Consider the following 19,232-nt stretch of genomic DNA (forward strand, 5'->3'; position numbering starts at 1 on the left):
AAGCGTATTTTTACGATGTTCGCCGCTGAGTGCCTACTGCCAATTGACCGCTCAGTCAGTTATTTTTGCACGGTTTAATCAAAACAATACCTAGTGCGCACCCCGCACTAACTAGGAGAAAGGCATGCTTGAGCTCACCGTAGAGCAGATATCCATGGGCCAGTTGGCTGTGGATAAGTCTGCTGCCTTGCAACTGCTCGCCGAAAAACTGGTAGCCGATGGCCTGGTCGCCGAGGGTTACCTGAGCGGCCTGCAAGCCCGTGAAGCGCAAGGCTCGACCTTCCTCGGCCAGGGTATTGCGATCCCCCATGGCACCCCCGAAACCCGCGACCAGGTGTTCGCCACCGGCGTGCGCCTGCTGCAATTTCCCCACGGTGTGGATTGGGGCGATGGCCAGATCGTCTACCTGGCGATTGGCATTGCCGCCAAGTCCGATGAGCACCTGCGCCTGCTGCAACTGCTGACCCGCGCCCTTGGTGAAACCGACCTGGGCCAGGCGCTGTGCCGCGCCACCTCGGCCGACGCCTTGCTCAAGCTGCTGCAAGGCGCGCCTCAGGAGCTGGCGCTGGATGCCCAAATGATCGGCCTGGGCGTGTCTGCCGACGATTTCGAAGAACTGGTGTGGCGCGGCGCCCGCCTGTTGCGCCAGGCCGATTGCGTGAGCAATGGCTTTGCCGCGGTGTTGCAGCAAGTCGATGCATTGCCCCTGGGCGATGGCCTGTGGTGGCTGCACAGCGAACAAACGGTCAAGCGCCCGGGCCTGGCCTTTGTCACACCGGACAAACCCATGCGCTACCTGGGCCAGCCATTGAGCGGCCTGTTTTGCCTGGCCAGCCTCGGCGAGGCCCACCAGGCATTGCTTGAGCGCCTGTGCGCCTTGCTGATTGAAGGGCGTGGCCAGGAACTGGGGCGCGCCACCAGCAGCCGGGCGGTCCTCGAAGTGCTGGGTGGCGAGTTGCCCGCCGATTGGCCCAGCGCCCGTATCGCCCTGGCCAATGCCCACGGCCTGCATGCGCGGCCGGCCAAGGCCCTGGCCCAACTGGCGAAAGGCTTCGACGGCGAGATCCGCGTGCGGATCGTCGACGGGCAGGGCGGTGCGGTGTCGGTCAAGAGCTTGAGCAAACTGCTCAGCCTCGGCGCCCGGCGTGGCCAGGTGCTGGAATTTGTCGCCGAGCCGGCGATTGCCGACGATGCGCTGCCGGCGCTGCTGGCGGCTGTGCAAGAGGGGCTGGGTGAAGACGTCGAGCCGCTGCCGGCCGTCAGTGCACAGGTTGAAGCCCTTGAGGTGGAACCACTGATCAGCGCGCCGCGCTCCGGCAGCCTGATTCAGGCAATCCCTGCGGCACCGGGGATCGCCATCGGCCCGGCCCATATCCAGGTGTTGCAGCCGTTCGACTATCCGTTGCGCGGCGAGTCGGCCAACGTCGAACGCGAGCGGTTATCCGCAGCATTGCGCGATGTGCGCCACGATATCCAGGGCTTGATCGAGCGCAGCACGTCCAAGGCGATCCGCGAGATTTTCATCACCCACCAGGAAATGCTCGACGACCCGGAGCTGACCGACGAAGTCGACACCCGCCTCAAACAAGGCGAAAGCGCCGAAGCCGCGTGGATGAGCGTGATCGAAGCGGCGGCCAAACAGCAGGAGTCCTTGCAGGACGCACTGCTCGCCGAACGCGCCGCCGACCTGCGGGACATCGGCCGGCGGGTGCTGGCGCAACTGTGTGGCATCGATACCCCGCAGGAACCCGACGAGCCCTACATTCTGGTGATGGATGAGGTCGGCCCGTCGGATGTGGCGCGCCTCGACCCGACGCGCGTGGCCGGGATTCTCACCGCACGCGGTGGTGCCACCGCCCACAGCGCCATCGTCGCCCGCGCCCTGGGGATTCCCGCGCTGGTCGGCGCCGGGCCGGCGGTCTTGCTGCTGGCCTCGGGCACGCCATTGTTGCTCGATGGCCAGCGCGGGCGCCTGCATGTGGATGCCGATGCCGACACCTTGCAGCGTGCTACCCAGGAGCGCGACACCCGCGAGCAACGCTTGCAGGCCGCCGCCGCGCAACGCCATGAACCGGCCTTGACCCGCGATGGGCATGCGGTGGAAGTGTTCGCCAATATCGGCGAAAGCGCCGGTGTGGCCGCTGCGGTCGAGCAGGGCGCCGAAGGCATTGGCCTGCTGCGCACCGAACTGATTTTCATGGCCCATTCCCAGGCCCCGGACGAAGCCACCCAGGAAGCCGAGTACCGTCGTGTGCTCGACGGCCTGGCTGGGCGGCCGCTGGTGGTGCGCACCCTGGATGTGGGCGGTGACAAGCCGCTGCCGTACTGGCCGATTGCCAAGGAAGAAAACCCGTTCCTTGGCGTGCGCGGCATCCGCCTGACCCTGCAACGCCCGCAGATCATGGAAACCCAACTGCGTGCGCTGTTGCGCTCGGCGGATGGCCGCCCACTGCGCATCATGTTCCCCATGGTCGGTAGCGTTGATGAGTGGCGCCAGGCCCGGGACATGACCGAGCGCCTGCGCGCGCAGATCCCAGTGGCGGACCTGCAACTGGGGATCATGATCGAAGTCCCCTCGGCGGCCCTGCTGGCGCCGGTTTTGGCCCAGGAAGTGGACTTTTTCAGTATCGGCACCAATGACCTGACCCAGTACACCCTGGCCATCGACCGTGGTCATCCAACCTTGTCGGCCCAGGCTGACGGCCTGCACCCGGCCGTGCTGCAACTGATCGACATCACCGTGCGCGCCGCCCATGCCCATGGCAAGTGGGTCGGGGTGTGCGGTGAGCTGGCGGCCGACCCGCTGGCAGTGCCGGTGCTGGTGGGCCTGGGGGTCGATGAGTTGAGCGTCTCGGCGCGCAGCATTCCCGAGGTCAAGGCCCGGGTACGTGAGTTCACCCTGGGCGAGGCCCAGGCCCTCGCACAAAACGCCTTGGCCGTGGGCTCTCCCGCGCAAGTGCGTGCCCTTGTGGAGGCTGTGTAAATGGCAAGGATTCTAAGCCTGACGCTGAACCCGGCGTTGGACCTGACCGTACAACTGACACGCCTGGAGCCGGGAGCGGTCAATCGCAGCCTGGCCATGCTGACCCATGCGGCGGGCAAGGGCGTGAACGTCGCCCAGGTGTTGGCAGACCTTGGCCATCACGTGACGGTTGGCGGTTTTCTGGGGGCAGACAATCCCCAGGCATTTGAAGCGTTGATTGCCCGTCGGGGTTTTGTTGATGCCTTTATTCGTGTGCCGGGGGAAACCCGCAGCAATATCAAGGTGGCCGAGCTGGACGGCCGGGTGACCGATATCAACGCGCCGGGGCCGGTGGTCAGCGTGCAGGCGCAACAGGCCCTGCTCGACCAGTTGACGCAGATTGCCCCGGGCCATGATGTGGTGGTGGTCGCCGGCAGCCTGCCCCAAGGTGTCAGCCCGCAGTGGTTGCAGGGCCTGTTGTTGCACCTGAAAAACCTCGGGTTGAAAGTCGCCCTGGACACCAGCGGCGAATCCCTGCGCGCCGGGTTGCAGGCCGGCCCCTGGCTGGTCAAGCCCAACACCGAAGAGCTGGCCGACGCCCTCGATTGCCCGACCGCTACCGTCGCGCAACAGGCCCAGGCCGCCCAGCGCCTGCACCTGCAAGGTGTCGAGCATGTGGTGGTGTCCCACGGCGCCGATGGGGTCAATTGGTTCGGTCCCGACGCTGCCCTGCAGGCCACGCCGCCACGGGTCACCGTCGCCAGTACCGTAGGCGCGGGCGACTCGTTGTTGGCCGGCATGCTGCACGGTTTGCTGGCGATGGAGGCACCGCGGCAAACCCTGGCGCGGGCCACGGCCATCGCCGCGATGGCCGTCACGCAGATCGGTTTTGGCATCAGCGACGACGCGCAGCTGGCGCGTCTCGAAAGCGGTGTGCACGTCCGCCCGCTGACAGAACAATAAGAGGGATTGTCATGAAATTAGCCATTGTTACTGCCTGCCCCAACGGCATGGTCACCAGTGTGCTGTGCGCCCGCTTGCTGGACGCCGCCGCCCAGCGCCAGGGCTGGAGCACCAGCGTGGAGGTGGTGGACGTGAACCACCCCGAGCGCGCACTTTCTCAGGCCACCCTCGATGCGGCCGAATGGGTGTTGCTGGTCGCCAGCACGCCGGTGGACATGCAGCGCTTTGTCGGCAAGCGCGTGTACCAGAGCACCCCGGCCCAGGCGTTGCAGGACGTTGAAGCGGTGCTGCAACGGGGCGCGCAAGAGGCCCAGTTGTACGTTGCCAGCACCACAGTGCCGACGGTAAAAAACGTGCCGCGCATTGTCGCCATCACCGCCTGCCCCACCGGCGTGGCCCACACCTTTATGGCCGCCGAAGCCTTGCAGCAGGCTGCCAAGGCCAAGGGTTATGAGCTGCAGGTGGAAACCCAGGGCTCGGTGGGCGCACGCACGCCCCTGAGCGAGCAAGCCATTCGCGACGCGGATGTGGTGCTGCTGGCCGCCGACATCGAAGTGGCCACCGAGCGCTTTGCCGGCAAGAAAATCTACCGTTGCGGCACCGGCATTGCGCTCAAGCAGTCCGCCGCAATCCTCGACAAAGCGCTGGCCGAAGGCCAACAGGAAAGCGCGGCCAGTGGCGCGGTGGCCAAGGCGGAGAAAACCGGGGTCTACAAGCACCTGCTGACCGGCGTGTCGTTCATGTTGCCGATGGTGGTGGCGGGGGGCTTGTTGATTGCCCTGTCCTACGTCTTCGGGATCCACGCCTACGAAGAACCTGGCACCCTGGCCGCAGCCCTCAGAGCGGTCGGCGACCACGCCTTCACCCTGATGGTGCCGTTGCTCGCCGGCTACATCGCCTACTCGATTGCCGACCGTCCGGGCCTCGCGCCGGGGATGATCGGCGGCCTGCTGGCCAGTACCCTGGGCGCAGGTTTTATCGGCGGGATCTTCGCCGGTTTCCTCGCCGGCTACAGCGTCAAGCTGATCACCCGCGCGGTGCCATTGCCGCAAAGCCTGGAGTCGCTCAAGCCGATCCTGATCATCCCGTTGCTGGCGAGCCTGGTCACGGGCCTGGCGATGATCTACCTGATCGGCCCGCCCGTGGCGCAGATGCTGGCGGGCCTTACGGACTTTCTCAGCACCATGGGCACCACCAATGCGGTGCTGCTGGGCATCCTGTTGGGTGGGATGATGTGCGCCGACCTCGGTGGGCCGATCAACAAGGCGGCCTACGCCTTCTCCGTCGGCCTGCTGGCCTCCCAGAGCGGCGCGCCGATGGCCGCCACCATGGCCGCGGGCATGGTGCCGCCGATTGGCATGGCTATCGCTACGTTCCTGGCCCGGCGCAAGTTCGCCCAGACCGAGCGCGAAGCCGGCAAGGCCGCGTTGATCCTGGGCATGTGCTTTATCTCCGAAGGCGCCATCCCGTTCGCCGCCAAGGACCCGCTGCGCGTGATCCCCGCCAGCATCGCCGGCGGCGCGTTGACCGGCGCCTTGTCGATGTACTTCGGCTGCAAGTTGATGGCACCCCATGGCGGGCTGTTTGTGATGCTGATCCCGAACACCATCAACCATGCGCTGCTGTACCTGTTGGCGATCGTTGCCGGCAGCGTACTCACAGGGCTGGTGTACGCCGTGATCAAGCGTCCGGAGGCCGTCGAACTGGCCGTTGCCTGAGTGTAGGTAGCGACACCTGTCATCTGTGCTTCATCCGGCCATGCTTTAGTTTTCCTTTTGCTGTGCAGAGGCAAACCCATGAGCCACTTCAATCCCGGCCGTCGTCGGGTGATCCAGGGCGTCGGCGCCGGCCTGTTGCTGCCGGGGCTGGCGCCGGCGGTAATTGCTTCAGTCAAGGACCGGCCGCAGTTGACCGATGGCGTGCAGTCTGGCGACTTGCTGGGCGACCGCGCCATGATCTGGAGCCGCTGCGACCGCCCGGCACGGATGGTGGTCGAGTGGGATACCCGCAGCCTGTTCGGCAACCCGCGCCGTTTCATCTCGCCTTTGGCCGACAGCCGCAGCGACTTCACCGCCCGCGTCGAGCTGACCGGGCTGCCCGCCGACCAGGCGATTTTCTACCGTGTGCAATTTGAGGATGCGCAGACCGGCGTGGCCAGCGAGCCCTGGTTCGGCCACCTGCGCAGCGTGCCGCAACAACGGCGCGATATCCGCTTTGTGTGGAGCGGCGACACCGTCGGCCAGGGCTTTGGGATTAACCCGGATATTGGCGGCATGCGCATCTACGAAGCCATGCGCCTGCGCCTGCCGGACTTTTTTATCCACAGCGGCGACACCATCTACGCCGACGGCCCGGTACCGGCGCAATTGACCACCGAAGGCGGGCGCATCTGGCGCAACCTTACTACCGAGGCCAAGAGCAAAGTCGCGCAAACCTTGGATGAATACCGTGGCAACTACCGCTACAACCTGATGGACGACAACGTGCGCCGCTTCAATGCCCAGGTGCCGCAGATCTGGCAATGGGACGATCACGAAGTGGTCAACAATTGGTCGCCCGGCAAGCAACTGGACGAGCGTTACCAGACCAAGGACATCACCACCCTGGTGGGCCGCGCACGCCAGGCCTGGCTGGAATATGCGCCGATGCGCTTGCAGGGCGCCGACCAGGGTGGGCGCATCTACCGCAAGCTCAGCTACGGGCCGTTACTCGATGTGTTTGTGCTGGATATGCGCAGCTATCGCGGGGCCAACGATGACAACCTGGGCGGGACCAAACCGTTTCTGGGGCGGGCGCAACTGGACTGGCTCAAGGGCGGACTCAAGGCGTCGAAGGCGCAGTGGAAGGTGATCGCCGCCGACATGCCCATCGGCCTCGGCGTGCCCGACGGCGAAGTCAGCCCCGGCGTGCCGCGCTGGGAGGCGGTGGCCAACGGCGACCCGGGCGCGGCCCAGGGCCGTGAGCTGGAAATTGCCGAATTGCTGGGCTTCCTGCGCGCGCAACAGGTGCGTAACCATGTGTGGCTGACCGCTGATGTGCACTACTGCGCGGCGCACCACTACCACCCGGACCGGGCGGCGTTCCAGGATTTCGAGCCGTTCTGGGAATTCGTCGCGGGGCCGCTGAACGCCGGGAGCTTCGGGCCCAATCCTTTGGATAAGACCTTTGGCCCGCAGGTGGTATTTGAAAAGGCCCCGGCGGTGCAAAACACATCGCCGTTTGCGGGGTTCCAGTTTTTTGGCGAGGTGCAGATTGATGGGCAGACGGCGGAGTTGACGGTCACACTACGCGACCTCGATGGCGTGTCGGTATTCGAACAAAAACTCCAACCCGCCTGACCTGAAATGCGCCCAAGCCCGCTCCCACATTTTGATGGGTGTACGTCAGTACACATCCCGGCGGTAGCGGCCCTGTTCGATAAGGCGTTCCACCGCCTCGCTTCCCAGGACGTCCACCAACACCTGGTCCACCCCGCCCGCCATGCCCTGCAAACTGCCACAGACATAAATCGCCGCGCCCTCGGCCAGCCATTTACGCAATACATCGGCGGATTCGCGCAGGCGGTCCTGGACGTAGATCTTCTCTTCTTGATCCCGCGAAAACGCCAGGTCCAGCAACGCCAGGTCGCCACTGGCCAGCCAGCCTTGCAGCTCGTCCTGGCAGTGGTAGTCGTGGGCGATGTTGCGTTCGCCGAACAGCAACCAGTTGCGCTGCTGGCCGTCGGCGATGCCCGCCTTGAGCAAGCTGCGCAAGCCGGCAAGGCCGGTGCCGTTGCCCAGCAGGATCAGCGGTACCGGGTCAGTCGGCAGGTGGAAGCCGCTGTTGCGCCGCAACCGCAGGCTGATTGCCGCGCCCAGCGGCGCGTGTTCGGTCAGCCAGCCTGAACCCAGGCCCAGGCTGCCGTCGGCGTGGCGTTCCTGGCGCACGATCAGTTCCAGTACGCCATCGCTGGCAATCGAGGCGATGGAGTATTCGCGCATGCCCACCGGCACCAGCGCCTCTACCAGGGCCTGGGCGTGCAGGCCGACCAGGTGGGAGCGGTTGTCCGGCAACTGGCGGCTGGCAAGCACCTGTTCCAGGGGCCGCGCCAGGCCATCGATCAGCACTTCGTCCGTGCCGGCGATGCCCAGGCCGTCGAGGAAATGTTCGACGGCCCACGGGCAATTGCGTGGCAGGATTTCCACCAGGTCGCCGGCCAGCCAGTTCCGTGGGGCGGGCGGGGTGAGCCCCAGCAGGTAGACGCCCGAGCCGCTGCTGTCTGGGTTGAGCAGGGTGCGCCGGTCCAAGGTCCAGCTTTCGTAGCTGGCGCTGGCCCAGGCGGCCGGTGCGTGGCCGGTGATCTGCCCCAGTTGCTGTTGCCAGTGCAACAGGGCCTCCTGGTCGCCGCTGTCGACTTCCACCGGGGCGAACAACGGGTTGCCGCCCTGGTTGGTCAGCCAGAAGTGCAGGCGCCGGGCAAAGCCGCAAAAGTGCTGGTATTGACGATCGCCCAGAGCCAGCACCGAGTAGTTCAGGCCCTGGAGGGCAAGGTCTTGGCCCAGCACGCTGCGTTCGAAGCCGCGCGCGCTGTCCGGGGCTTCGCCGTCGCCGAAGGTGCTGACCACAAACAGCGCATGTTCCGACTGGCGCAAGTCGTCTTCACTGACACTGCCCAGGGGCTGCACCTTCACCGGCAACCCGGCCGCCTGCAACTGGCCGGCGGTCTGCCAGGCCAGTTGCTCGGCAAAGCCGCTCTGGCTGGCGAAACCGATCAGCCAGGCCGGTGCATTGCCAGGGTTTTCGCCCAGACCTTTGCGTGCATCGCGCACCTGGCGCTTTTTGCGGCGGCGGTCCAGGTACAGCAACCAGCCGGTAATAAAGAACAGCGGCATGCACAGCGAAGTGACGGTAAGGATGATCCGCCCCACCAGGCCGAAGTAACTGCCCACATGCAGCGCATAGATGCTGGTCAGCAATTGCGCCTTGAGGCTTTTATCGCCATAGCGTTGAACACTTTTGACCACGCCGGTGGCCGGGTCCAGGTTGATCTGGTTCAGCGCGCGGTCATGGGGAGAGTTCTGCAACAGGTAGTAGATCGTGGCCGGTTGCCCGGCGACGGCTGGCATACGGATGTTGTAGGCACTCAGGCCCGGGCCGGCGGTGCTGTAGATGCTGCTCCAGATCGCCTCGTAGTTGGCCACGGGTGCCGGGCCCGCCGGCGCCGGGCCGCGATTGCGCACCCGCTCGTTTTGCGGGGCATCGGACAGCAGCTTGGTCAGGCCCTTGTTGTACCACTCGTAGGACCACGACAAACCGGTGAGCGCGGCCAACAGGTAGAACAGCAGGCACCAGGTGCCGAACACCGAGTGCAGGTCCCAGTTGAAACTGCGGCCTTTCTTGCGCCAGTCCAGGGTCAGCCAGGCACGCCAGTTCGCCACCTGGCGCGGCCAGCGCAGGTACAGGCCGGAGAGGCAGAAGAAAGTCAGGATCAGCGTACAGGCGCCGGTGATTTGCCGGCCGGTATCGCCCATGGCGAGGAAGCGGTGCAGTTGCAGCATCAGGCCGAAAAAGTCCTGGCCGACGGCGTCGCCCAGGTAGTCGCCGGTGTACGGGTCGAAGTAGCGCATCTGCCCTCGGCGTTCGCCCGGTGGCGGCGTGAAGAAGACCCGGGCGGCGTTGCCGCTTTCGCTTTCCACCCACAGCATGGACACGGCCTTGCCTTCGGTGGCTTCGAGTTTGCGCACCAGTTCAGCGGGTGGCAGCACCCCGGCGGGTTGCTGGTGCACGGTCAGTACCGTGGGGTTGAGCGCCCGCAGGATTTCATCCTGGAACGAGTACGCGGCCCCGGTAATCCCCATCAATGCCAACACCAGCCCGGCGGTAATGCCGAAAAACCAGTGCAACTGGAATAGGGTCTTCTTCAACACGTCGGACGGCCTCGCTGAGCTGGATAGGAATTTTACGGCGCGCATTATGCCGTGAGTTGTCGAGAAAGATTCTTTTTTACATACGAAAGCCCCGAGCATCCGATGCGCGGGGCTTTTGCATGAAACCTACAGCGTCTTAGAAGTGGAAGCTGGTGGTCAACAGTGCCGTACGACCGGCTGCCTGGTTGGCGAAGTGTGCGCCATAGGCCTTGTCGTAGTAGGTCTTGTCGGTCAGGTTCTGCACGTTCAATTGCAGGTCGACGTTCTTGGTCAGCTTGTAGCTGGCCATGGCGTCGTAGCGGGTGTAGGACGGTACGTAGACGGTGTTGGCAGGGTCGCCGTAGACGTCGTCGACATAGAACGCGCCGCCACCGACGGTCAGTTTCGAGGTGATGTCATAGGTGGTCCACAGGCTGAAGGAGTGCTTCGGCGTGTTGGGCATTTCGTTGCCTTTGTTGGAGCCGGCGGTGACGACACCCAAACGGTTGCCGTTTTTGCCGGGGTCCACCAGCTCGCTTTTCAGGTAGCTGTAGCCGGCGAATACCTGCCACTGCTCGGTGAGTTTGCCGCTGGCGGAAAGCTCCAGGCCATCGACCCGGGACTCACCGGCGTTTTCATAGGTGTTGGAGTTGACCAGAACCCGCGCGTTTTTCTTCTCGGTGCGGAACACGGCAGCGGTCAGGGACAGGCGGTCGTGGAACAAATCCCACTTGGTGCCCAGCTCGTAGTTGACGGTTTCTTCCGGTTTCATGTCGCTGGTGTTGATGCCGGTTGGGATGGCGTTGGAGTCGACACCTTCACCCACCAGGCCGCCAGCAGGCGAGGCCGAAGTGGCATAGGAGGTGTAGATGCTGCCGTTTTCCATCGGCTTCCAGACCAGGCCGGCCTGCCAGTTGAAGAACTGGCTGTCGTCCTTGAGCTTGGTGCGGGCTTTTACCGTGGCGGAGGGTACCGCGTTGGTGTTGGCCTCGGTGTCGAACGTGTCGTAGCGCAGGCCGACGTTCAGCAGCCACTGCGGGTCGAGTTCGATGGTGTCGAACACGTACGCGGCGCGGCTGGTGGCCTTGGTGTTGGTGCCCATGTAGTTGCGGGCGACGCTGCCGGTCCAGGCATCGTTGGGGTTCGGGTCGCTCAACGAAGTGCACTGGCCGCCCTTGCCGCCGCCGGCCACGGTGCAGCTCGGGTTGCTGTTGGGGCTGACGGTGTAACCGCTGACACGGGTTTCTTCACCGGTAAACTCCAGCCCCGTGGAGTAGCTGTGCTTGAAGCCCAGGGCCTGGAAGCTGCCAAACAGATCGGTCTGGTTGGTGGTGGTCGTGGTGGTGGACACGCGGCTGTTGGCCCGGCGCCAGACGGTACCGAACTGGTTGACGTTGTGCTGGCTGTCGTCCGGTTGGGTGAGCACGTAGTCCTGGCCGGTGCTGCCGTGGCGCAGGGTGTTCTTGAGCGTCATGTTGTCGTTCAGGTCGTGTTCGATGGAGAACGTACTGATATCGGCGCGGGTCTTGCGGAAGTCGCGATCCTTCAAACCATAGAAGTTGCTGCTGTCGCCGCCGTCGGTGGGTTTGTCATGCACATGCACAGCCGTCGCGGAACTGTTGCTGTAGCCGTAGGGAATGCCCGAGTCCGGCAGGTCGTTGCTTTCCATGTGGTAGTAGCTGAGGTTGACGCGGGTCGGGGTGCCCAGGCCAAAGGTCAGCGACGGTGCCACGCCCCAACGGTCGTAATTGACCGCGTCGCGGCCGGCCACGTTCTGTTCGTGGCTCATCAGGTTCAGGCGGAACGCGGCGTTGTCGAGGAACTGGCGGTTGACGTCGAGGGCATAGCGCCGGGTCTGGTCGGAGCCGTAGGTAAAGCCGCCGTTGAGGAAGTCCCGTGCTTGTGGGGTCTTGCTCACCAGGTTGAGGCTGCCACCGGCCGAGCCACGTCCACCGAACGAGGAGTTGGGGCCCTTGCTGACTTCGATGGACTCGATATCGAAAATTTCCCGGCTCTGGCCGCCGGTATCACGCACGCCGTCCAGGTAGGTGTCGCCCTGGGCATCGAAGCCACGGATAAACGGACGGTCGCCCTGGGGGTTGCCGCCTTCACCGGCACCAAAGGTAATCCCCGGCACGGTACGCAGAGCGTCCTGCAGCGAGGTGGCGGCGGTGTCCTTGAGCACCTGCGCTGGCACCACGGTGACGGAGCGCGGGGTGTCGACCAGCGGCGCGGTGTATTTCTGCGAAGAGGCTTTTTCGGTCTGGTAGGAGGTTGCGTCCTGTTCCTGGCCGGTGATGCTGGTGGCCCCCAGGGAAATGCTGTTGCGCTCGCCTTTTTGTTCGGTCTCTTGGGCCGCTTGCGCCATATGGGCGACAGAGCTGGCGCTGATGGCCACGCCAATGGCCGAGGCCAGCAAGCGCGGTGAACTGTTTGGTGTTTTTGTAATGTGGCGCGACATGAAATTCCCTACCCCAAGGATGTTAGGGCGCGAAATATATTGTAAACAATTATGCATAGCAATTGAGAGGTATTGCTATTTGCACTCTATTTACAAAATTTACACTTCGGGAGTTACGGTTTTTGCGGGCTCATACGTCTGCCCGTCGGATCAGGGTTTTACAGCGTCAATAGTAATCAATACCATTGGCGCCCCTCTGCCCTCAGGTAACGTCTCATGCTGCTGCATATTCCCGGCCTGTTCTCCCGCGAAGAAGTCCTGCGCATCCGCGAAGCCCTGGAGCAGGCGGACTGGGCAGACGGCAAGATCACCGCCGGGCACCAGTCGGCCAAGGCCAAGCACAACCTGCAATTGCCCGAAGGCCACCCACTGGCCAAGGAAATCGGCGCGGCCATGCTCGAGCGCCTGTGGCAAAACCCGCAATTCATGTCGGCGGCGCTGCCACACAAAGTCTTCCCGCCATTGCTCAATTGCTACACCGCGGGGGGCAGCTTCGACTTTCATATCGATAACGCCGTGCGCCAGCCCAAGGGCAGCCCCGAGCGGGTGCGCACCGACCTGTCCGCCACGCTGTTTTTCAGCGACCCGGATGAGTACGACGGCGGCGAACTGCAGATCCAGGACACTTTCGGCCAGCAGCAGGTCAAGCTGCCCGCCGGCGACATGGTGCTGTACCCCGGCTCCAGCCTGCACAAAGTCAACGCCGTGACCCGTGGTGCGCGCTATGCCGCGTTTTTCTGGACCCAAAGCCTGGTGCGTGAAGACAGCCAGCGCACGTTGCTGTTCGAAATGGACGGTGCGATCCAGCAACTGAGCCGTGACGTACCGGACCACCCGGCGCTGATCCAGCTCACCGGCACCTATCACAACCTGTTGCGTCGCTGGGTCGAGGTCTGAGCATGGCTTTTCACTTGCGCCGCGAAGAACGCCTCGACGGCGAACAACTGCGCGCCATGCTCGACGAATCACCGGCCCGCGCGGCCCAGGCGATCCTGATGGCGGCGAAGGAGGGCGTGCTCGATGCCCAGGCGCTACTGGGGCAAATCCTCCTGGAAGGGCGCGGGATCGAGCGCGATGAAGCACTGGCCCTGCGCTGGTTCCGGATTGCGGCACAGGGCGGGCACCTGATGGCACGCAATATGGCGGGGCGCTGCCTGGAACACGGCTGGGGTTGCGCCGCCGATGAGCGGGCGGCGGCCGTCGAGTATCGCCAGGCAGCAGAGGCGGGGCTGGATTGGGGGTTGTACAACTACGCCAACTTGCTGGCCACCGGGCGCGGTGTGACGCCAGACCAGCAACAGGCGCTGGCCTGTTATCGCCAGGCTGCCGAACGGGGGCATGCCAAGTCGATGAACCTGTTGGGGCGATACCTGGAAGACGGGCAATTTTGCGCGCAAGACCTGCCCGCAGCGCGCGATTGGTATCGTCGCTCGGCCGAAGGTGGGGATTTTCGCGGGCAGTTCAGTTATGCGGCGGTGCTGGCGGATCAAGGCCAGGTCGAGGCGGCGCTGGAGTGGCTGCACCGGGCGCTGGAAGGCGGGAATCTGAAGTTTTTGCAGGTGGCGCACAAAGCGCTGGCGGCGGCGAATGATCCGCAGATTCGCGCCATGGCTGCTGCCTACCAGCAACGCGCAGAAGAGCTGTAGGAGCCGGCAAGCCGGCTCCTACGGGGTCAGACGTAGAAGGATTTCAGCGGTGGGAAACCGTTGAATTCAACGGCGCTGTAGCTGGTGGTGTACGCACCGGTGGACAGCCAGTACAGGCGGTCACCAATGGCCAGGTTCAGCGGCAGGCCGTACTTGTAGTTTTCGTACATGATATCGGCGCTGTCGCAGGTAGGACCGGCGATCACCACTTCTTCCATCTCGCCTTTTTTCTCGGTCCAGATCGGGAACTTGATGGCTTCGTCCATGGTTTCGATCAGGCCGGAGAACTTGCCCACATCCGTGTACACCCAGCGCTCGACGGCGGTACGGGATTTACGTGCAACCAATACCACTTCGCTGACCAGGATCCCGGCGTTGGCGATCAACGAACGGCCCGGCTCCAGGATGATTTCCGGCAGCTCGTCACCGAAGTCTTCCTTGAGGAAGCGGATGATTTCCTCGGCGTAGGTTTCCAGGCTGTTGGTGCGGGTGATGTAGTTGGCCGGGAAGCCACCGCCCATGTTGATCAGCTTGAGGTGGATGCCGTCTTCTTCTTTCAAGCGCTCGAAGATCACCTTGACCTTGGCGATGGCTGCGTCCCACACGCTGATATCACGCTGCTGCGAACCCACGTGGAACGAGATGCCGTAAGGCACCAGGCCCAGGTCGCGGGCGAGGATCAGCAGGTCCATGGCCATGTCGGTCTGGCAGCCGAATTTGCGCGACAAAGGCCAGTCAGCCGTAGTCGAGCCTTCGGTAAGGATACGCACATAGACTTTGGAGCCCGGCGCGGCCTTGGCGATGTTGCGCAGGTCGGCTTCGGAGTCGGTGGAGAACAGGCGCACGCCTTTCTCGTAGAAGTAGCGGATGTCCTTGGATTTCTTGATGGTGTTGCCGTAGCTGATACGGTCGGCGCTGACGCCGCGGTCCATGACCTTGTCCAGCTCGTAGATCGAGGCGATGTCGAAGCTCGAACCCTTGTCTTTCAACAGGTCGATGATCTCGACGGCAGGGTTGGCCTTGACGGCGTAGTACACCTTGGCGAATTCGAAACCGGCGCGCAGGTCATCGTAGGCCTGGCTGATCATCGCGGTGTCGATCACCACGAACGGGGTTTCTTGCTTGTCGGCGAACGCCTTCATTTTGTCAAAGGTGGCGCGCGCGAAATAGTCTTCGACGTTGATCGACATGCTGGGAACTCCTAAGGGCAAACTAAATTGATCAATGGGTGCAAATGAACGTCCTCCGTATCCCCACTTTGGTTCGCCTACTTCCCAAGGCATGTCGCCGAAAGCAAAAAGGCCACGGGATAAGCTTCCCTTGGCCTTGCTGTCTCGTCGTCAGTACTTGAGCCGGATGGATCGTTTCCAGCATGGACGTTCGGCGCGAACTTTAGGGCGTGAGGAGCTTGAGATCAACTAAAAATGTCGCGTTTTTGCACGCGTTCGTCGCGCGATCCCGTGCAGCTACTTATGTAACCGACCGGTGTGACGGATTGATGTTCCCCGGATGGGGCTGATCAGATGGATTTGCGGTGTATTCATCGCAGGCAAGCCAGCTCCTACAGGGATTGCATTCCAACTGTGGGAGCTGGCTTGTCTGTGATAGCGGTCTATCAGGCCAAGGCAGTCTCGGCAGGCGACACGATACTGGTCTTGCCCCCACGGGACTTACCGGAGCTCAGGTACTCGGCAATCGATTCCTGGGTCACTTCACCCAAAAACACCCGCTCGGCATCCATCACCGGCAGCCACGAGCGGTTGAACTCGTACATGCGCGACAACAGGATGCGCAAGTGCTCGTCAAACGCCGCCGTGGCGTTGAACTCGCGCAGGTATTGGGCGCAGGTACCCGTCTGACGATGCAGGTCGCGACGTCGTACATAACCCAGGGCCTTGTTCTCGGCGCAGGTGACCACCACATAGCGCCGGTCATGCTCGTCCATCAGCTCCAGGGCATCGGCCACCGGCGTTTCCGGGCTGACCGACGGGGCGTTGTCCGCCGCGTCTTCGGCCTTGACCAGCAGCAGGCGCTTGAGGGTGCTGTCCTGGCCGACAAAGTTGCTGACAAACTCGTCGGCAGGATGGGCCAGCAGGGTGTCCGGGTGGTCGATCTGCAACAGCTTGCCGGCGCGGAAGATGGCGATTTTGTCGCCCAGCTTGATCGCCTCGTCGATGTCATGGCTGACCATGATCACCGTCTTGTTCAATGCGCGTTGCATCTCGAAGAACTCGTTCTGGATCATCTCGCGGTTGATCGGGTCGACCGCGCCGAATGGCTCATCCATCAGCAGCAATGGCGCGTCGGCCGCCAGGGCGCGGATCACGCCGATCCGCTGTTGCTGACCACCGGACAATTCACGGGGGTAGCGGTGCAGATACTGCTTGGGTTCGAGCTTGATCATGCTCATCAACTCACGGGCGCGGTCGTGGCACTTCTGCTTGTCCCAGCCCAGCAGCTTGGGCACCACCACGATGTTTTCCTCGATGGTCATGTTGGGGAACAGGCCGATCTGCTGGATCACGTAGCCGATGTTGCGGCGCAGGGTCACTTCGTCGAGGTCGGTGGTGTCTTCGCCGTTGATCAGGATCTTGCCCGAGGTGGGCTTGATCAGGCGGTTGATCATTTTCAGCGTGGTGCTCTTGCCGCAACCCGAGGGGCCGAGGAATACGCAAATCTCGCCTTCATTGACAGTCAGGCTCACGTCGTTAACGGCGGTGACAGTCTTGCCGTTGCTTTGGAAGGTCTTGGACAGGTTTTGAAGTTCGATCATTTGAGCAATCCTTTTGGAGTCAGCGAGCGTTGCAGCCATTGCAGAAGCAGGTCGGCGAAGATGGCCAGGAGACTGACCAGCACGGCGCCAACGATCAGCATCGACATGTCGCTGCGGCTGATGGAAGCCAGAATAAGTACACCCAGGCCACCGGCGCCGATGGTGGCGGCAATGGTCATTACACCGATGTTCATCACCACCGCGGTGCGCACGCCGGCGAGGATCACCGGCACGGCGATGGGCAGCTCGACCATGCGCAGGCGCTGGCCGAAGGTCATGCCGATGCCTTTGGCGGCTTCGCGGATGCCCGGCTCGACACCGGTCAGGGCCAGGTAGGTGTTACGCATGATCGGCAGCAGGGAGTAGAGGAACACGGCGGTGATCGCCGGCATCGGCCCCAGGCCCTGGCCGAACTTGGAGTAGAACGGCAGCAGCAGGCCGAACAGGGCAATCGACGGCACGGTCAGCAGCACCGTGGCGCTGGCCTGCAACGGGCCGGCCAGGGTCGGGAAGCGGGTCATCAGCACGCCCAGGGGCACGCCGACGACAATCGCAAGGATCACGGCGATCCCGACCAGGGTGATGTGCTGCCAGGTCAGGTGCAGGACTTGGGCCCAATCAAGATGGGAAAAGGCGTTCAGAAATTCCATGTCTTCTCCTCTTTTAGTTGAGTGGGTGCTGGCGCAGGAAGTCAGCGGCAACGGCCGATGGGCTTTCATGGTCGACGTCGACCCGCGCGTTCAGCTGGCGCATGGTTTCATCGTCGAACAGCGCCGCCAGTGGCTTGAGGTCGGCGGCCAATTGCGGGTGGGCATCCAGATAAACCTGGCGTACCACCGGGGCTGCGGTGTAGTCCGGGAAGTAGTGCAGGTCATCTTCCAGCAGCTTCAATTTGAAGGCGTTGAGGCGGCCATCGGTGGTGTACACCAGGCCGGCAAATACCTGGCCATTACGCAGGGCGGTGTAGACCAGGCCTGCGTCCATCTGCCGGGTGTTCTTGCGGGTGAGGTTCATGCCGTACAGCTTGACCATGCCGGCCATGCCGTCGGAACGGTTGGCGAACTCGGTATCCAGGGCCACCAGGCGGTTTTCACGGGTTGGCTCGGCCAGGGCCTTGGTCAGGTCGCTGATGGTGTTGATCTGCGGATACTCCTTGGCCACGTTTTCCGGCAGGGACAGGGCGTAGGTGTTGCTGAACTTCGACGGCGACAGCCAGACCAGGCCTTTTTTTGCGTCGAGTTCTTTCACCCGTGCGTAGGACTGTTCGCTGTCGAGCTTCTCGTCCACATGGTTGTAGGCCACCAGGGACACGCCGGTGTACTCCCAGATCAGGTCCAGTTGCCCGCTCTCCTGGGCACTGCGCGCCAGGTTGCTGCCCAGGCCGCCGGTCACGCGGGTGTCGTAGCCCTTGGTGCGCAGGTACTGGGAGGTAATTTCGGCGAGCAGGGTCTGCTCGGTGAAGACCCGGGCGCCGATACGGATCACCGGTTTTTCAGCGGCTTGCGCAATACCTGCAAACAGCAGGACGCAGCTCAATATCAAAGTCAGTTTTTTCATGTCGATTCCTTTACCCAGCCTTAAGACGGACGCAACCCGCGTTCCAGCCAGAGGCGGCTGGCCATGGTCACCAGACCGTCAAGCAGCAACGCCAGCAACGCGGTACACGCGGCGCCGAGTAGCAATTGCGGCTGATTGTTCAGGGCAATGCCGGGGAAGATCAGGCTGCCCAGGCTGTTGGCGCCAATCAGGAACGCCAGCGGTGCGGTGCCGACGTTGATCGCCAGGGCCACACGTACGCCACCGATGATGATCGGCACGGCGTTGGGCAGTTCGACGCGAAACAGCACCTGGCGCGGGGTCATGCCGATGCCGACGGCGGCTTCCTTCAAGGAGCCCTGCACGTTTTTCAGGCCTTCGTAGGTATTGCGCACGATGGGCAGCAAGGAGGCGAGGAACAGGGCGAAGATGGCCGGGCCACTGCCGATGCCGAGGACGCCGAGGGCGATGGCCAGTACGGCCAGGGGAGGGACGGTGTTGCCGATGTTGAAGATCTGCATGAAGCGTTCTGCGCGCCCGACCATATTCGGTCGGCTGAGCAGGATACCGGCGGGGATCCCTACAATCAGGGCAGCCAGCATGGAGACAAGTACAAGAATCAGGTGAGCTTGCAGGTAAAACAACAAATCGTCGCGGTACATCTCGATCGTGTTGATGCCGATCCAGTGGACCAGCAGGGCCAGGAGAGCGACGACAACCGCTCCTCCTATCAGCCCTTTGCCATAGCGAATAGCCACAGGCGGACTCCTTTTTTCTTTTGTCGGCGAACACATTTCCGAGCGGCAATGCCATTCCTGGCTGTCGGCGAATATGTTCGCGAAAAGCAGCTCGCCGATACCGGCAATGCGGTATGCGATCAAGCCATGAGCGCAGCCTCGTCAGGCTAACTTGCTGATTTTTCAGCCCCTGTTACGAGTGCGGTAGCAGGGGAGTGGACGTCTCTACCTTTTAAAAGGTTCCATACTTGGCAGCATTTAGCCACCCC

General features: G+C 63.2%; 13 protein-coding genes. 6 read left to right on the forward strand and 7 right to left on the reverse strand.

All coding sequences use genetic code 11. The features are described 5' to 3' along the window. Positions 1-124: 124 nt before the first annotated feature. The 4 genes from ptsP (at position 125) to HBO11_RS10285 (ending at position 7,263) form a co-directional block, all read left to right on the forward strand. Positions 125-2,983 (forward strand): phosphoenolpyruvate--protein phosphotransferase, encoded by a 2,859-nt coding sequence (gene ptsP / locus HBO11_RS10270; RefSeq protein ID WP_169950990.1) that lies wholly within the window; start codon positions 125-127, stop codon positions 2,981-2,983. Next, a complete protein-coding gene (gene pfkB / locus HBO11_RS10275) occupies positions 2,984-3,925 on the forward strand; it encodes a 1-phosphofructokinase (protein WP_169950988.1) in 942 nt (313 codons plus the stop codon). A gap of 11 nt (positions 3,926-3,936) precedes the next feature. Continuing rightward, on the forward strand, positions 3,937-5,643 hold the full coding sequence (locus HBO11_RS10280) for a PTS fructose-like transporter subunit IIB (RefSeq protein WP_169950985.1): 1,707 nt from the start codon (positions 3,937-3,939) through the stop codon (positions 5,641-5,643). 78 nt (positions 5,644-5,721) lie between these two features. Next, positions 5,722-7,263, forward strand: a complete 1,542-nt coding sequence (locus HBO11_RS10285; protein ID WP_169950983.1) for an alkaline phosphatase D family protein — start codon at positions 5,722-5,724, stop codon at positions 7,261-7,263. Positions 7,264-7,308: 45 nt separating this feature from the next. On the opposite strand, the gene HBO11_RS10290 is transcribed toward HBO11_RS10285, so the two are convergent. Beyond that, positions 7,309-9,831 (reverse strand): sulfite reductase flavoprotein subunit alpha, encoded by a 2,523-nt coding sequence (locus HBO11_RS10290; RefSeq protein WP_169950981.1) that lies wholly within the window; start codon positions 9,829-9,831, stop codon positions 7,309-7,311. 136 nt (positions 9,832-9,967) lie between these two features. Next, positions 9,968-12,271 (reverse strand): TonB-dependent siderophore receptor, encoded by a 2,304-nt coding sequence (locus HBO11_RS10295; protein ID WP_169950979.1) that lies wholly within the window; start codon positions 12,269-12,271, stop codon positions 9,968-9,970. 216 nt (positions 12,272-12,487) lie between these two features. Between HBO11_RS10295 and HBO11_RS10300 the strand changes: the two genes are divergently transcribed. Together HBO11_RS10300 and HBO11_RS10305 are read left to right on the forward strand one after the other, a co-directional pair. Beyond that, positions 12,488-13,168, forward strand: coding sequence for a Fe2+-dependent dioxygenase (locus HBO11_RS10300; protein ID WP_169950977.1), 681 nt, complete (start codon positions 12,488-12,490; stop codon positions 13,166-13,168). 2 nt (positions 13,169-13,170) lie between these two features. Further along, positions 13,171-13,917 carry a tetratricopeptide repeat protein gene (locus HBO11_RS10305; protein ID WP_169950975.1) on the forward strand — a complete coding sequence of 249 codons (747 nt, stop codon included), beginning with the start codon at positions 13,171-13,173 and terminating at the stop codon, positions 13,915-13,917. A gap of 26 nt (positions 13,918-13,943) precedes the next feature. Here HBO11_RS10305 and HBO11_RS10310 read toward each other — a convergent pair whose 3' ends face one another. From HBO11_RS10310 to HBO11_RS10330, 5 genes are all read right to left on the reverse strand, one after another. Further along, a complete protein-coding gene (locus HBO11_RS10310) occupies positions 13,944-15,107 on the reverse strand; it encodes a type III PLP-dependent enzyme (protein WP_032861941.1) in 1,164 nt (387 codons plus the stop codon). A 425-nt stretch (positions 15,108-15,532) separates the two neighbouring features. Beyond that, a complete protein-coding gene (locus tag HBO11_RS10315) occupies positions 15,533-16,690 on the reverse strand; it encodes an ABC transporter ATP-binding protein (protein ID WP_029291958.1) in 1,158 nt (385 codons plus the stop codon). After that, complete coding sequence (locus tag HBO11_RS10320) at positions 16,687-17,340, reverse strand: ABC transporter permease (protein ID WP_027604864.1); 654 nt, start codon at positions 17,338-17,340, stop codon at positions 16,687-16,689. Before HBO11_RS10320 ends, HBO11_RS10315 begins: the two co-directional genes overlap by 4 nt. A 13-nt stretch (positions 17,341-17,353) precedes the next feature. Beyond that, positions 17,354-18,247, reverse strand: a complete 894-nt coding sequence (locus HBO11_RS10325; RefSeq protein ID WP_169950973.1) for a glycine betaine ABC transporter substrate-binding protein — start codon at positions 18,245-18,247, stop codon at positions 17,354-17,356. Positions 18,248-18,267: 20 nt separating this feature from the next. Continuing rightward, on the reverse strand, positions 18,268-18,984 hold the full coding sequence (locus HBO11_RS10330; RefSeq protein ID WP_169950971.1) for an ABC transporter permease: 717 nt from the start codon (positions 18,982-18,984) through the stop codon (positions 18,268-18,270). Positions 18,985-19,232: the final 248 nt, after the last annotated feature.

Source organism: Pseudomonas sp. WS 5010 (assembly GCF_012985565.1).
Lineage (GTDB): Bacteria > Pseudomonadota > Gammaproteobacteria > Pseudomonadales > Pseudomonadaceae > Aquipseudomonas.

Coding starts and splice junctions, on each gene's coding strand:
- ptsP (WP_169950990.1), top strand. CDS start 125: ATGCTTGAGCTCACCGTAGAGCAGATATCCATGGGCCAGTTGGCTGTG.
- pfkB (WP_169950988.1), top strand. CDS start 2,984: ATGGCAAGGATTCTAAGCCTGACGCTGAACCCGGCGTTGGACCTGACC.
- HBO11_RS10280 (WP_169950985.1), top strand. CDS start 3,937: ATGAAATTAGCCATTGTTACTGCCTGCCCCAACGGCATGGTCACCAGT.
- HBO11_RS10285 (WP_169950983.1), top strand. CDS start 5,722: ATGAGCCACTTCAATCCCGGCCGTCGTCGGGTGATCCAGGGCGTCGGC.
- HBO11_RS10295 (WP_169950979.1), bottom strand. CDS start 12,271: ATGTCGCGCCACATTACAAAAACACCAAACAGTTCACCGCGCTTGCTG.
- HBO11_RS10300 (WP_169950977.1), top strand. CDS start 12,488: ATGCTGCTGCATATTCCCGGCCTGTTCTCCCGCGAAGAAGTCCTGCGC.
- HBO11_RS10305 (WP_169950975.1), top strand. CDS start 13,171: ATGGCTTTTCACTTGCGCCGCGAAGAACGCCTCGACGGCGAACAACTG.
- HBO11_RS10310 (WP_032861941.1), bottom strand. CDS start 15,107: ATGTCGATCAACGTCGAAGACTATTTCGCGCGCGCCACCTTTGACAAA.
- HBO11_RS10315 (WP_029291958.1), bottom strand. CDS start 16,690: ATGATCGAACTTCAAAACCTGTCCAAGACCTTCCAAAGCAACGGCAAG.
- HBO11_RS10320 (WP_027604864.1), bottom strand. CDS start 17,340: ATGGAATTTCTGAACGCCTTTTCCCATCTTGATTGGGCCCAAGTCCTG.
- HBO11_RS10325 (WP_169950973.1), bottom strand. CDS start 18,247: ATGAAAAAACTGACTTTGATATTGAGCTGCGTCCTGCTGTTTGCAGGT.